General features: G+C 31.4%; 12 protein-coding genes. 5 read left to right on the top strand and 7 right to left on the bottom strand.

The features are described 5' to 3' along the window. Positions 1–458: 458 nt before the first annotated feature. The 4 genes from B7R67_RS16720 to B7R67_RS16735 all read left to right on the top strand — a co-directional run bounded on the left by B7R67_RS16720 (position 459) and on the right by B7R67_RS16735 (position 4,397). A complete protein-coding gene (locus tag B7R67_RS16720; protein WP_088072128.1) occupies positions 459–1,136 on the top strand; it encodes a response regulator transcription factor in 678 nt (225 codons plus the stop codon). Beyond that, complete coding sequence (locus tag B7R67_RS16725; RefSeq protein ID WP_088072129.1) at positions 1,133–2,512, top strand: sensor histidine kinase; 1,380 nt, start codon at positions 1,133–1,135, stop codon at positions 2,510–2,512. Before B7R67_RS16720 ends, B7R67_RS16725 begins: the two co-directional genes overlap by 4 nt. Positions 2,513–2,631: 119 nt before the next feature. Then, the gene (locus B7R67_RS16730; RefSeq protein ID WP_088072130.1) at positions 2,632–3,717 is read left to right on the top strand and encodes an ABC transporter permease; all 1,086 of its coding nucleotides are present in this window, start codon (positions 2,632–2,634) and stop codon (positions 3,715–3,717) included. Further along, complete coding sequence (locus B7R67_RS16735) at positions 3,717–4,397, top strand: ABC transporter ATP-binding protein (protein WP_088072131.1); 681 nt, start codon at positions 3,717–3,719, stop codon at positions 4,395–4,397. Before B7R67_RS16730 ends, B7R67_RS16735 begins: the two co-directional genes overlap by 1 nt. A 542-nt stretch (positions 4,398–4,939) precedes the next feature. On the opposite strand, the gene B7R67_RS16740 is transcribed toward B7R67_RS16735, so the two are convergent. The 5 genes from B7R67_RS16740 to B7R67_RS16760 form a co-directional block, all read right to left on the bottom strand. Then, positions 4,940–6,142 (bottom strand): DEAD/DEAH box helicase, encoded by a 1,203-nt coding sequence (locus B7R67_RS16740; RefSeq protein WP_088072132.1) that lies wholly within the window; start codon positions 6,140–6,142, stop codon positions 4,940–4,942. Further along, positions 6,143–6,667, bottom strand: a complete 525-nt coding sequence (locus B7R67_RS16745; protein ID WP_088072133.1) for a hypothetical protein — start codon at positions 6,665–6,667, stop codon at positions 6,143–6,145. 130 nt (positions 6,668–6,797) lie between these two features. Then, the gene (locus B7R67_RS16750) at positions 6,798–8,705 is read right to left on the bottom strand and encodes an ABC transporter ATP-binding protein (RefSeq protein WP_208615667.1); all 1,908 of its coding nucleotides are present in this window, start codon (positions 8,703–8,705) and stop codon (positions 6,798–6,800) included. After that, complete coding sequence (locus B7R67_RS16755; RefSeq protein WP_088072134.1) at positions 8,702–10,915, bottom strand: ABC transporter ATP-binding protein; 2,214 nt, start codon at positions 10,913–10,915, stop codon at positions 8,702–8,704. Before B7R67_RS16755 ends, B7R67_RS16750 begins: the two co-directional genes overlap by 4 nt. A gap of 174 nt (positions 10,916–11,089) precedes the next feature. Next, a complete protein-coding gene (locus tag B7R67_RS16760) occupies positions 11,090–12,769 on the bottom strand; it encodes a formate--tetrahydrofolate ligase (RefSeq protein WP_088072135.1) in 1,680 nt (559 codons plus the stop codon). Between the two features lie 183 nt (positions 12,770–12,952). On the opposite strand from B7R67_RS16760, the gene B7R67_RS16765 reads away from it, so the two are divergent. Further along, entirely contained in the window at positions 12,953–13,303 is a 351-nt protein-coding gene (locus B7R67_RS16765) for a permease (RefSeq protein ID WP_088072136.1), read from the top strand. Positions 13,304–13,368: 65 nt separating this feature from the next. On the opposite strand, the gene B7R67_RS16770 is transcribed toward B7R67_RS16765, so the two are convergent. After that, complete coding sequence (locus B7R67_RS16770) at positions 13,369–14,139, bottom strand: oxalate:formate antiporter (protein ID WP_235822199.1); 771 nt, start codon at positions 14,137–14,139, stop codon at positions 13,369–13,371. 145 nt (positions 14,140–14,284) lie between these two features. After that, positions 14,285–14,668: a DUF3888 domain-containing protein gene (locus B7R67_RS16775; protein ID WP_088072137.1), complete on the bottom strand. Its 384-nt coding sequence runs from the start codon at positions 14,666–14,668 to the stop codon at positions 14,285–14,287. Positions 14,669–14,717: the final 49 nt, after the last annotated feature.

Below are 14,717 nucleotides of genomic sequence, written 5' to 3' on the forward strand. Positions count from 1 at the left end.
ACGCTATGGTAAAGTACTTTATGATCATTATTTAGAAATTAAAGAATTTGAGAAAGCAATAGAGTTTTCCAATCTCTTGTTAAATGAATTAAGTATACATAATTAAAGGACTGATATGAAACAGTTCTTTCAGACTGCCCGCCAAACGCTCGCTTTCTTCGTTGCTTCGCCTGTCTTCGCGCCTCGAAAGACAAGCGTTTTCAATCAGTCTGAAATCAGATAAATAAGACTTTGTCTACACACTGAAAGAACTGTTATGAAACAGTTCTTTTTTTATATTGTTAAAGTTAGCTGCTGATGGACGCAATAGTTGGGAAGTATTAAATACAAAAATATGAAAGCACGAATCAATTATTTTTTGCTGTTTAGTTAAGCTATCTTAATGATAAGGAATTAAATTCATTTTTATGTTATGATTTTCTGGAAATATGTACTATTTTTTAGGGTGGAGATAAATTATGATTCGAATTTTAATCGTTGACGATGATTCAAATATTAGAGAATTACTTAAAATGTATCTTCAGGCAGAGGGCTATGTGACTTTTGAAGCAGCTAATGGGGACGAAGCTTCATTATTACTTGAAAATCAACAAATGAACTTAGCAATTGTAGATGTCATGATGCCTGGTAAAGATGGGTATCAGCTATGTGAAGAAATTAGAAACTATTATGATTTTCCAGTAATATTATTAACTGCTAAAAGCGAGCTTTCTGATAAAGAGAAAGGTTTTGCTGTAGGAACTGATGATTACTTAACGAAACCGTTTGAACCGAAAGAATTGCTTTATCGTATTAAAGCATTACTAAGACGATTTAATATGATTAGCGCTCAAAAAATAACATTAAATGATACAATAATTGATCGAAAAAGCTATGAAGTATATTGTAATGGAAAATTACTAATGTTACCTATGAAGGAATTTGAATTATTGTTCCAGTTGGCAAGCTATCCGGATCGAATTTTTACACGTGATGAATTGATCCAATTAATATGGGGTGCTGATTTTGAAGGTGACGACCGCACAATAAACGTACATATCAAACGATTGCGTGAAAGGTTCTCAACGTTAACGGATGATTTTAGCATTAAAACTGTTCGTGGTGTCGGTTATAAATTGGAGGTCACTAATAAGTGAAAACTTTATATTTAAGAATAGTTGTAACAATTTTCTTTGTAATGATCTTAAGTGGTTTATTAGCATTCTTAATGTCAAATGTATATTACCATTATTATTTAAAACCATATAACGATAAAAAATTAACTAAAATGGCTCTAGATATTAAGGGGTTTTACGAAGGAAATAGTGAAGTCCGAATTAACAACTATTTAAATAATATTAGTAAATTAGGTTATCAAATTTTGACGGTGGATACAGAAGGAAATAAAACTTTTTATGGTGGCACTTTCAGAGAAAAAAAACTTGACCCAAAAATAGTGAAGTCCGTATTGGGGGGACAAGTATATCACGGAATTGCTGAATTTCCGACCACATTACTCGTAACAGGATTTTTCGATAATACATTAAATAACACAATTGGAGTACCAATTAAAACTAATAAAGATCATTTTGCACTTTTTATGAGACCAAATGTACAGCTTCAATTTGGTGAATTACGCATCCTTTTTTCAATTATTCTTTTATTAGCAATTGTATTAAGTATTTTGTTTGTATTAATCAGCACTAGATATATTGTAAGACCGATTATTAAATTAACTGAAGCGACTAAAATCATCGCAGAAGGAAAGTACAATGTACAATTGCAAATTAATCGTCAGGATGAAATCGGTAAACTTGCTAAACACTTTTCTTATATGACAAGAAAGTTGGAGCAAATTGATGCGATGAGGCAAGAATTTGTTTCGAATGTTTCACATGAAATTCAATCACCACTTGCTTCAATACAAGGTTTTTCTCAGTCTCTTCAAACAAAGCAATTAACAGATGAACAAAGAAAAAATTACTTATCAATTATTGAGGATGAAAGTAGAAGATTGTCTTTATTGAGCAAACAATTATTAACGTTAGCTTCATTAGATAAGGAAGAAAGTATTTTACAAAAATCCTCATTTGACATCGCAGATCAAATTAAACAAGTAGTTTTAACAACTGAGTGGGGTTGGAGAAATAAGGATTTAGCGATCGATATGGATTTATCAAAAACAATTGTTAATGCGGACAAGAATTTACTACATCAAGTATGGACAAACCTAATTACAAATAGCATTAAATTTAATCACCAAGGTGGATCGATTTCAATACAAATGAGTAATAAAGAAGAGATGGTTTTAATTGAAATAAAGGATACTGGCATCGGTATTTCTGAGAATGATCTACCTAAAATATTTAATCGATTTTTTATTGCTGATAAAGCAAGAAATAGAAAAGAATCCAGCACTGGCCTAGGTTTAGCGATCGTAAAGCAAATAATTGAATTACATCACGGGCAGATACAAGTTTATAGCAAAGAGGGAAAAGGCACTACATTTCAGATCACAATTCCTAAAATGTAATCGACTGTTCACCTGTTGTTCATCTAACATTCCTATACTCTAAATTACAGAGAGTGATCATCACATTAATTTGATGCTTACTTTATTAATTTAGGATATTAAAAGGAGATGAATGACAGGTGTTTCTTGCCTTAAGAGAATTTAAACATGCAAAATTAAGATTTTTATTAATCAGTTTAATCATGATACTTATATCATTTCTTGTATTATTTGTTTCAGGCTTAGCGAAAGGATTATCTTTTGATAATGCATCTTCTATTGAAGGGATGAATTCTAATTATATTGTTCTACAAAAGGATGCAGGCAGACAAATTAATCACTCATTGCTAACTGAGAAACAAATAAATGAAATTCAAAAATATGAAAAAGATAAAAATTTTGCTTCATTAGGCGTTCAAATGACTACTTTTCTAAAGGATGGGACATCTAAGAAAATTGATGCTACATTATTTGGAATCGATGTAAATGGAATGATTGCTCCTAAGGTTATTGAGGGAGAAATGATTAATAGTACTACTACAAATGAAGTTGTTGGAGATGTTTCTTTAAAGGATAAAGGAATCAAATTAGGGGATCACATTTCTGATCAAATTTCTGGTAAAGATTTCAAAATTATAGGGTTTACAGAGAATCAATCGTATAGCCATGCACCAGTAATTCATATGAACAAAAAAGAATGGGCATTGGTTAATAGTAAAAATGCATACAATGCAATTGCTATGAAATCGAATGAAAGTACTGCAAAAAAAATAAATGACAAAGTTTCAGGTGTTGAAGTAATTAGTAAAAATCAAGCATTAAAAGGGATACCTGGATATAAAGAGGAACAAGGCTCTCTTTTATTAATGATCGTTTTTCTATTCTTTATCGGAGCTTTTGTTCTAGCAGTATTTTTCTACATTATAACAATTCAAAAAATAAACCAATTCGGAGTATTAAAAGCAATTGGTTCAAGAACGAGTTATTTAGCTAAAAATATCATCTTTCAAGTTTTAGCGCTGACACTTATGAGTTTGTTTATTAGTATTTCATTAACATTCGGATTATCTAAATTTTTACCAGCTGGATTGCCATTTGTATTTGATGCGAAGTTAATTTTAGGATGTTCATTATTATTCCTATTTGTAGCAATCGTTGGTTCATTAATCTCTTTATATAAAATCGTAAAAATTGATGCAATTGAAGCAATAGGGAGGGCTTTTTAATGAGTTATAAACTTGAACTAGATAATATTAGTAAAATATATAATGATGGTGATACGAAAGCAACAGTATTAGATCAAGTTTCAATTCAAGTAAAAGCTGGCGAACTTGTAGCGGTTGTTGGACCATCAGGATCTGGGAAAAGTACGTTTCTTTCAATTGCTGGAGCATTACTGTCTCCTACAAGTGGAAGAGTTCTTATTGATAATATAGAAGTAAATAGACTTCCTGAAAATAAACTGAATGAATTTCGATTATCTAAAATCGGTTTTATTTTCCAAATGTCAAATTTAATACCATATTTAACAGTCAAAGATCAGTTATTACTAATTTCTGAATTAGCTGGTATAAATAAAAAAACTGCTCAAAAAAAAGCAAATGAATTACTTGATCAATTAGGATTATCTCATAGAAAGATGAATTACCCGGAAAAATTATCGGGTGGTGAAAGGCAACGTGTAGCAATTGCAAGAGCATTTATGAATGATCCAGAGGTAATCTTTGCAGACGAACCTACAGCAAGTCTTGATTCTGAAAGAGGTAGAGCTGTCGTCGAAATGTTATCAAAAGAAGTAAAACAAAGGCAAAAGGCAGCGATTATGGTTACACATGATAAAAGGATGTTAGATTTATGTGACCGCGTTGTTTATATTGAGAATGGAAAACTGACTGAACAAAAATAGATGCAAAAAACCGTTCAATTTTGAACGGTTTTTTCTCGCTGTTGAAAAATAAACTTGTCAAATAATGACTAAATTTTGTAAAGGAAGTTGAGTGATGTTCATTTCCACTACAGGATTCTCGCTTTCCATGGGGCGAAACCTGAGCCTCCTCGGCAAGCCTGCGGGGTCTTTAGCCTTTCCGCATTTCCCATAGGAGTCGAGCATCCTTTCGTTCCAATTAACTTATTCTTCAATAAAAGTATCTACTGTGAACAAATGATTCATCAGTTTGAACCACAAATTTTAAAAAAGCATCTTCTTTTAAGATTTGAATTCATTTATCTTAAAATAAAGTATTTATAACCTTATAAAAAGTTCTAAGTAAGAATTACTTTGACGGAGATATAAATATTGCTCAAAACATATTAATATTTCTATTCATTCATAGTACATCAAAAAATACTCTTTATCTTATCATCAATAAGGTTCATAATAACTTTTCCATATTGAACGTTATCTATTTGAACATTCTAAAAAACTTCAGCCTTTCAGCTGAAGTTGTTTTATTTCTTTAATTTCTTCTTAGGTTTACTTGGTTTATTTTCATTCGAAGTCGGTTTTGTCTTATTCTCAATTATGTCTTTTTCTTTCATCTCAAATTTTTGGATTTCACCATGAGATACCATTAATTGTTCAAAGTATAATTTTTGAGTTCCTCTTAAGCCAAATAAGTTCTTTTTCTCTCTAGGTGTAACTAAATTAATGACTGTACCTTTATTGCCCATTCTTCCAACACGGCCACTTCGATGAGTATATTGTTCAACTTTCTCTGGAACATCAAGTGTGATTACATAAGGTAATTCTTGTAAATCAATCCCTCGAGCAGCAACATCAGTTGAGAATAGTAAAGTAGTATAGCCTGTTTGTAAATCTTTTAAAACTCGACTTCTTTCCATTTTCCCTAATTTAGAATGAAGTACAGCTGTTTTAATTCCTCTAAAATTTAATTTAGAAGCATATCCTTCAAGTTTAAATGGATCATTACTAAATACGATTGCTTTCATATTTTCAACTGAACCGATTCTTCTTAATAATTCTAGCTTTTCTCTTTCTTCACAAGGAATAAATCCATGGATAATATTCCCTTCTAAACTTTGTTCAATCGAAATTTCTTTTAAATCTGTACTTATTTCTTTAGCAAATTTCATAGCATGTGGTGTAATCGTTGCTGAGAAAAATAATAATTGGCGATCTTTCATTGTTGCTTTTACGATTTGAGGTAAATCATTTTGATCGTCCGTTTTAATTAATTCATCAACTTCATCAAAAACAATTTTCTTTATAGCATGCATTTTTAATTTTTTTAATTTAATCAATTGGGCGATTCGACCTGGTGAACCAACAATAATTTTAGGTTTTTGTTTTAATTTTTCGATTTGGCGTTTTACATCTGCTCCACCAACCATCGAGGCTACTTTAATATTTGTATTTTGTGTGTAATCCTGTACAACTTGAAATATTTGCATAACAAGCTCTCGTGTTGGTGCCATAATCAAAATTTGTGGATTATCTTCTTTTTCATCAATCATATTAATTAAAGGTAATAAGTATGCAAGTGTCTTACCAGTTCCAGTCGGAGATTGCGCTATTACATCTTTCCCCTCTAAAATAGCTGGGATTGCTTCCTCTTGAACTGCTGTCCATTTTGTTATATTGTTTGATTTTAATTTTAAAATCGTTTGTTCTGATAATTGAAAGTGTTCCATTTAAATCTCCTTTATTAGTTGCTCATCGTACCATTGTAACATTATTTCTGATATATGTATCAATTCTTCTATTTTTTCAAAATCATCTTCTGTCATTTTGTTTATAAATTTTAGACAAACTGATGATTCAATTATATTTTTATCAAAAATCGATTGTTTCATGTTGTGAATAGGTATATATGATTCATTTGTCTTGTTTTGAAATAAAAGAAGGCCTCTTTGAATTAATTCTACTTCGATTATTTTTGGAAAGAAAAATTCTAATTCAATAAAACATCCAACTTCAGTATTACCATTAATCAATTCATTATATAAATCATTCACTGTAGTTCCCATAGAAAATTTACAACTTGTTGCATTTAAGTTTTCCTTCAACTTAAATTGAATTGAAAATAAACGGTCCATTTTAGAAAGATTAACAAAATCATTTCGATCGATGATACTATATTCACCATCTAAATCTTTGTCGTATAAAATGCCTTCAATTACAACTTTCATATTATCAAACGCAGTTGGATCAAACATTAAAAAAACTCCTTTCCTTATTGTTATGACTTGCTAAGATAGTTCTTTCTAATTTTCCTATAAAAATGAAACATAGTTAAACCGATAAAATGAATTGATTTCAATTTTATCGGTTTATATTAGGTTAACTTTATCCTACTATTTCAAATTGACTATTATAAAGATTTGCATAGAAGCCATTTTTCTCAATTAAATCTTCATGCGTACCTTGTTCAATAATGTCGCCATCTTTCATACAAAGAATTAAATCTGCATTTTTAATTGTAGATAACCGATGAGCAATAACGAAGCTAGTTCTACCTTTCATCAGATTATCCATTGCTTTTTGTATAAGGGCTTCCGTTCTTGTATCGACACTACTTGTTGCCTCATCTAAAATTAAGATCTCAGGATCTGCTAAAATAGCCCTAGCAATTGTTAATAATTGCTTTTGACCTTGTGAAATATTATTTGCCTCTTCATTTAAGATCAAATCGTAACCGTCTGGCAATGCACGGATAAAATGATCGGCCTGAGCAGCAATTGATGCATTTCTTACTTCTTCATCTGTTGCATCAAGTTTTCCAAAACGGATATTATCAGCTATCGTGCCATTAAATAACCATGTATCCTGGAGTACCATACCGAATAGTGATCGAAGCTCGTCTCGTTTAAATAATTTTATATCATATCCATCGATTGTTATTTCTCCGCCATTAACATCATAAAACCGCATTAACAAATTGACGATTGTAGACTTTCCAGCACCTGTTGGTCCTACAATTGCTATTTTTTGACCAGGTTCAATCGATGCATTAAAATCATGGATAATCGTCTTTTCTGAAGTATATCCAAATTTCACATGATTAAATTCTACATGTCCGTTAATCCGTTTTGATGTATCAGTGTCATTCTCAACAAGACTCCGATTTATAGATAAAGCATTAGACACCTCAGCCACTTCTTCTTTCTCACTTAAAAATTCAAAGACTCTTTCTGAGGCTGCAGCAGTCTGTTGTAGGACATTAGAAATATTTGCGATTTGTGATATTGGCTGTGTAAATGCACGAACATATTGAATGAAGGCTTGAATTCCTCCTATTGTCATTGACCCATTCGCAGCCAGATAGCCACCTATTAGACAAATAGCAACATATCCTATATTTCCAATAAAAGCTGTAATTGGAATCATTAGTCCTGATAGGAAATTTGCTCTCCATGCTGATTTAAATAGAACATCATTGTATTCTCCAAAGGCTCTTGAAGAATCTTCTTCGCCATTAAAAGCCTTGACTAGAACATGATTTCCAAGCATTTCCTCAACATGTCCATTTACTTTCCCTAAATATTTCTGTTGATTAATAAAATGTTTTTGAGATTTTTTAATGATCATCATGACAAATACCATTGAAAGCGGCAAAACACATAAAGCAGCTAAAGTTAGTTGCCAACTAATTGTGATCATCATAATTGAAATACCTATAATCGATGTGATAGATGTAATAATTTGTGTCAAACTTTGATTTAATGTTTGATTAATTGTATCCACATCATTAGTGATTCTAGAAAGTACTTCACCATGGCTTGTTTTATCAAAATAACTAATAGGTAATTTGTGTATTTTTTCATTTATATCATTTCTAAGCTTATATGTAACCTTCATCGTAACTCCACTCATTACATAACCTTGTAAATATGTAAAGAACGAGCTAATCACATATAATCCAATTAACCATAATCCAATTACACCAATTTTGCTGAAGTTTATAGTTCCATTACCACTTATTTGTTTCATTACACCATGAAAGATTTCATCCGTTGCTTTACCAAGAATTTTAGGACCTAAAATTGTAAAAACAGTTGAGACAATCGCTAATAAAAATACAAACATAATGGTTGTTTTATATACCCCTAAATAGCTCAACAGCTTTGCCATCGAACCTTTAAAATCCTTAGCTTTTTGACCGGCCATTGGGATATTTCTACCGAACATATGTCCATTACCTGGGCCACGTCCGCCAACTTGATTTTGAGAAACACCTTTATTTGAACCGCTCATGCTAATTCCTCCTTGGATAGTTGCGAAGAAGCAATCTCTAGGTATTCATGGCAATTTCTTAACAACTCTTTATGCGTACCTTGACCTACAATTCTACCATTATCTAAAACAATAATATGATCTGCATTCATAATTGTACTAACTCTTTGGGCAATTACAATCATCGTACTATTGCCGATATTTTCATTTAATGCCTTTCTTAATGCAGAGTCAGTTTTAAAATCTAAAGCAGAGAAACTATCATCAAATAGTAAAATTTCAGGACTTTTAGCTAAAGCTCGCGCAATTGATAATCTTTGTTTTTGTCCACCTGAGACATTCTCGCCACCTTGGGCAATTTCAGCATTAAATTCATTCTCTTTTTTTGAAATAAATTCAGTAGCCTGAGCAATCTCGGCAGCTTTTTCCATTTCATCATCTGAAATCGTTTTGTTTCCATATTTTAAATTTGACGCAATTGTTCCGGATAATAACAAGCCTTTTTGAGGTACATAACCAATTTTTGATCGTAAATCCTTTTGTTTAACTTCTCGTATATCCACACCATCAACTAATATATTACCTTTTGATACATCATAAAAACGTAAAATCAAATTTACAATTGTTGTTTTCCCTGATCCTGTTGGCCCGATAATAGCAGTAGTTTGCCCCGGTTTTGCAGTAAATGAAATATCATTAAGGACATCTTTTTCTGCGCCTTCATAACGGAAATGAACATTTTTCAATTCAACAATTCCTTGTTTATCAGATTTAAAACTTTTCACTTTTTCAGGGTCAATAATTGATACATTTGTTGAAAGCACTTCAGAAATTCGAGTTGCTGAAACCGCAGCTCTTGGCACTAAAATAAACATGATTGAGATCATTAAAAAAGCTGTGATGATCTGAATGGCATATTGCATAAATGCCATCATATCACCAACTTGCATATCTGATTTTGCGATTTGATGAGCACCTACCCATATTATTAATAATGAAGATCCATTCATTATCAACATCATTGCAGGCATCATCAATGTCATCATACGATTTACAAATAAATTTGTTTTCGTCAAATCACCATTTACTTCTTCAAATCTTCTTTTTTCATGTGACGCATTTCCAAATGCTCTAATTACCATTAAACCCGTTAAATTTTCTCTTGAAACTAGATTTAATCGATCAATTAATTTTTGAATTGTTTTGAACTTTGGAATAGCAACTGTCATAATGATCGTAATTAAACTAAGTAAAACAATTACAGCTAATGCAATAATCCAACTCATTGAAGATGACTTGTTAATTGCCATAATGATTCCACCAATACCCATAATAGGTGCATAACAAAGCATTCTAATTCCCATCATTAAAAGTGTTTGGATTTGCATAACATCATTCGTACATCGTGTGATCAGTGAAGCTGTTGAAAACTTATCAAACTCATTATTCGAAAAGCTTTCAATCTTTTTAAATATATCTTTGCGAAGATTTCTAGCAACTCCTGCTGAAATACGAGAAGATAGAAAACTAACCAATACAGTAGCTACTCCACCTAGCAGAGCAATTGCAATCATTATTAAACCAATTTTAAGGATGTACATATTCCCCATTTTTTGTAGATTAACACCTAATTCAGAGTAAAATGCTTTCGTCATCATAATGCCACTTTGTCTAAGCAAAGTTTTATCACTTGAAACGGCTTTATTATGCGCATTTAGAATTGTAGTTTCAGGTAGTTTATCAAAAATTGGTTGCAATTGATAAAGCTTTTTTATGTCTACATGATTTGATTTAGTTGATTTTTGATGATTTTCTTTGCCTTGAATAATTTTAAAAAACGTCCAAGTAGAAGCTCCAAATGCATTACCTAGCTTATCCTCTATCTTTTTATTTACAGCTTTTTTTATGTATAAGTTTTTTTCAGCCTTCTGATAGATACTCTTATATGATTTTCCATTTGAATTTTTATCATTTGATGACTTTAAAACATAATTTTCATTAACAAGCTGTTTTTCGTCAGCAGTCATGAAAGTAGTCATTAATTTATAGCCGCTCTCACTAATTGCATTAGGAGCTACATTTTGTATACCGTTCTGTTGAATACCGTTGTTTACAATTTCAGACATAAAGTTCGGTAAATTTAAATCACACATCGCCTGTCCAAATAAAAATAAAATAGCTAGTATTACACTAGTAGTAAAGGGCTTTAAATATTTAGCTAATTTGACCAAGTGTGCATCTCCTTTATTCTTTACTTTTTAATATGATGTTCTTGTTTTTTGTATTGTGAATGAAGGATTTTGATTTTCTATTTTGTTTTATGGATAGAAAAATTACTGATATTGAAAAAACTCGCAGCCTGTGCGAGTATTTTCTAACTTTAAGTAGATAAATTATAATGAAACTTAAAACAGTCCCTGAGGGCGACCTAGTTCATCTACATCCATATTTAATGCTGCTGGTTTTTTTGGTAAACCAGGCATAGTTAACACATTACCAGTTAATGCAACAATAAATCCTGCACCAATAGAAGCCTTTAGCTCTCTAATTTCTACTTTAAAGCCAGTAGGTCTTCCTAATAAATTTGGTTGATCTGATAATGAGTACTGAGATTTAGCCATACAAATCGGTAAATCTCCCCAGCCATTTTCATTAAACTCTATTATTTGTTTTTTTGCTTTTGGTGAAAAGTTTACGCCATCTGCTCCGTAAATTTCTTTTGCAATTTTTATTATTTTATCTTCAATTGAATCCGATAATTCATATAAATAGTTAAATTTTTCCTTAGGGTTTTTTAACAAACTAACGAGTGATTCTGCTAACTCAACACCCCCAGAACCGCCATGTTCCCATACTTCTGTTAAGACTATATTGACACCATTTTCTTGACCCCATTGTTTTAAAACATTAATTTCATCTTCAGTATCTGTTATAAATTTGTTAATAGCCACTATAGCAGGAACATTAAACTTTCGAACTGAATCTACATGTTTTTCTAAATTACCAATTCCAGCTTTGACTGCTTCAGCATTTTCATTCGTCAATTCAGTTTTATGAACTCCACCATGCATTTTTAGTGCTCGAATTGTTGCAACAATTACTACTGCATCAGGTGTAACACCTAACGCTCTAGTTTTAATATTTAAGAATTTTTCGGCACCTAAATCAGCACCAAATCCTGCCTCAGTTACAACATATTCCCCTAATTTTAATGCCATTTTCGTTGCGATTACACTATTACAACCATGTGCTATATTTGCAAATGGTCCACCGTGAATAATTGCTGGTGTATGTTCAATCGTTTGGACAAGATTTGGCTTAATTGCATCTTTTAGCAATAATGTCAGTGCACCATGTACGTTTAAATCCCCTACAGTTACTGGTGTTTTATGTATAGTATAAGCTACTACAATTCGTTTTAATCTTTCTTTTAAATCCTGAATTGATGATGCTAAACAAAGAACAGCCATAATTTCAGAAGCTACAGTAATATCAAAGCCATCTTCCCTTGGAACTCCTTGAGTAGGACCACCTAAACCAATAATAATATTTCTTAAAGCACGATCATTTAAATCAACTACTCGTTTCCAAGTAATTCTTCGTACGTCTATTTCAAGTTCATTTCCTTGTTGAATATGATTATCGATAAATGCCGCTAATGCATTGTTAGCTGTTGTGATCGCATGAATATCTCCGTTAAAATGCAAGTTGATATCATCCATTGGTAGAACTTGTGAATATCCTCCACCAGTTGCTCCACCTTTTACACCCATTGTAGGACCTAAAGAAGGTTCACGTAATGCTACAATTGCATTTTTTCCAATTTTGTGGAAGGCCTGTGCTAAACCGACTGTTACAGTTGATTTACCTTCACCAGCAGGAGTTGGGTTAATTGAAGTCACTAAGATTAATTTTCCATCGTCTTGATTTTTTAAACGGTCAAGAATTGATAATGACAACTTTGCCTTGTAATGACCGTAATTTTCAACATCCTCTTCGAAAAGATTCATATCTTCTGCAATTTTTGAGATTTTTTCCATTTTAGCATCAAAAGCAATTTCTAAATCTGACTTTATCTGGCTCATCAAATCATCTCCAATAGTACGTCTTATATACCCAAATTATAGCATGATTTTACAATAAATTCATTTTCAAAACTGTTTAATTTTTCAAGAAACTTACCTAAAATTAGTAATTCTTACTACTCATCAATGGATTTCAATGATACATACTATAGACAAGGCATTAAAAGAAAGGAGTGGAATTTTATGTACCGCCATAAAAAGAGTAAAGATCACAAACGAAATCATAAGCTACCAAATGAACACAATGAGGAATATAGTGCAGAGTTTTCTCCTACTAGAGATGTCTTTTATACAGATTCAACTTCAAATTCGAATGTATCTAGACTAGTTATAGGGTATGTTGCACTATTTTTTTCACTATTTTCGCTATTTTTAATGCCTGTACTATTTGGACTAATAGGAATTGTACTAGGAATTTACACTGTAACAAAAGGACAAACTACATTAGGTTACACATCAATTGGTTTTGGATTATTTTCAGTAATTGTCACTATTTTTTACAATTTATTGTTCGTCCTAAGTGCAATTCTTTAATCATAAAAAAAGAGGACCCAAAAGGTCCTCTCAACTATTTTGAAAATAAAATTTCCACTCTTTTCCTAAACCTCGATAACACTCCACTCGTCATCTTTTTTGGAATATGTTAGGTTCGCAAAATGATTTGTAAGCTCTCGGTATTCTTCAACATTTTCTAAAACCTCATCAACTCCCGAATAGAAATCCACGCGAAAAATAGGAATTTCAATTACTTTTCGGTTTTCTACTCTCTCACTTATGTCGATGATTAATCCATCTTCCATTAAAGGGTAAAGAGTTAACATTAATTTTATATTAATTGGATTAATTTGTTTTGATTTTTGAAATATATTCAAACTTCTTCTCTGAAGTTGTGTAATTTTAGCTGAAATGACATTACAAAGCATAAAAATAAAGTCATTAATCCGTTTATAATAGACTTTTTGGTACATGCCATCACTTATGTTCATATATGCAAATGAATTATTTAACCTAGGTATAAAAGCCTTTTGTAATGGCTCTTTTTTATGAGCAAGATATAGTAATTCAGCAATTTCTTTAGGCTCCAACTCATCTAAATCTGCTAACTCCTCAAAATCAATCCAACAAAGCTCTTCAATCTCACTATGTTCTAAAATAAATTGATTAATATATTCCCTTTCAACATAATAAAAAGAAGAATTTAAATTAAAATCTGACCATTGAATATCGTGTTTTAGCAAAAGAATATTTTGAAGAGGAAAAGGCAGTCCTTGTACAAACTCTCTATAATTTATTCCAGATGTAATAAAGCAATGATTATGGTTATCACCATAAATATAAATAATCTCCTTTATTGAATCAATTCCTGCCAACGATATTGCCACCTTTAATTTTTTTCTTTATCATATCATATTTTATTATAAATTTATCATCTAAAATGATAAATTTATATCTTTTTACCTATAAACATCTCCATATTTTCCCAAAAGAACAGTAAATATTTTTATAAAAACCGTTTTACACCGGTGGTCTACATAGTGAAGTTGTTTTTGTTTGAATCGATTCTTTTGTAACCGATTTGATACTCCATTCACCGTCATCATTTGAAAAATTAAATTTTACTAGTGTATAAGGTGGTGGTTGATCAGGCTTATACGCAACCAATTGTATCGTAGCACCAAATACATAAGTACCATTGTATTTTTTCTTTAAATTTGTAATTGCTGCACAATTATATTTTCCCCCTGGGCCGAACATTTTGTAAAGCTGAGCATTGATACTTGGAAATAAGATCGATAAAACAGCATCCTCTAATACTTCATTTTGCACAGCAAGCGCATTATTTGGTTTCGTTGTTGCGAGTAGAATCATCGCTATGATGATCATTAGCCTTCTTTTCATATTGATTCCTCCTAAAAACCTTTTCGCAAATTGTCTACTTTCTATTCTT

The sequence above is a fragment of the Gottfriedia luciferensis genome (assembly GCF_002156865.1).
GTDB classification, from domain to species: domain Bacteria; phylum Bacillota; class Bacilli; order Bacillales; family Bacillaceae_G; genus Gottfriedia; species Gottfriedia luciferensis.

Bases quoted from the DNA above. Each gene is read 5' to 3' on its own strand.
- B7R67_RS16720 (WP_088072128.1), top strand. From the start codon at position 459: ATGATTCGAATTTTAATCGTTGACGATGATTCAAATATTAGAGAATTA.
- B7R67_RS16735 (WP_088072131.1), top strand. From the start codon at position 3,717: ATGAGTTATAAACTTGAACTAGATAATATTAGTAAAATATATAATGAT.
- B7R67_RS16740 (WP_088072132.1), bottom strand. From the start codon at position 6,142: ATGGAACACTTTCAATTATCAGAACAAACGATTTTAAAATTAAAATCA.
- B7R67_RS16745 (WP_088072133.1), bottom strand. From the start codon at position 6,667: ATGTTTGATCCAACTGCGTTTGATAATATGAAAGTTGTAATTGAAGGC.
- B7R67_RS16750 (WP_208615667.1), bottom strand. From the start codon at position 8,705: ATGAGCGGTTCAAATAAAGGTGTTTCTCAAAATCAAGTTGGCGGACGT.
- B7R67_RS16760 (WP_088072135.1), bottom strand. From the start codon at position 12,769: ATGAGCCAGATAAAGTCAGATTTAGAAATTGCTTTTGATGCTAAAATG.
- B7R67_RS16765 (WP_088072136.1), top strand. From the start codon at position 12,953: ATGTACCGCCATAAAAAGAGTAAAGATCACAAACGAAATCATAAGCTA.
- B7R67_RS16775 (WP_088072137.1), bottom strand. From the start codon at position 14,668: ATGAAAAGAAGGCTAATGATCATCATAGCGATGATTCTACTCGCAACA.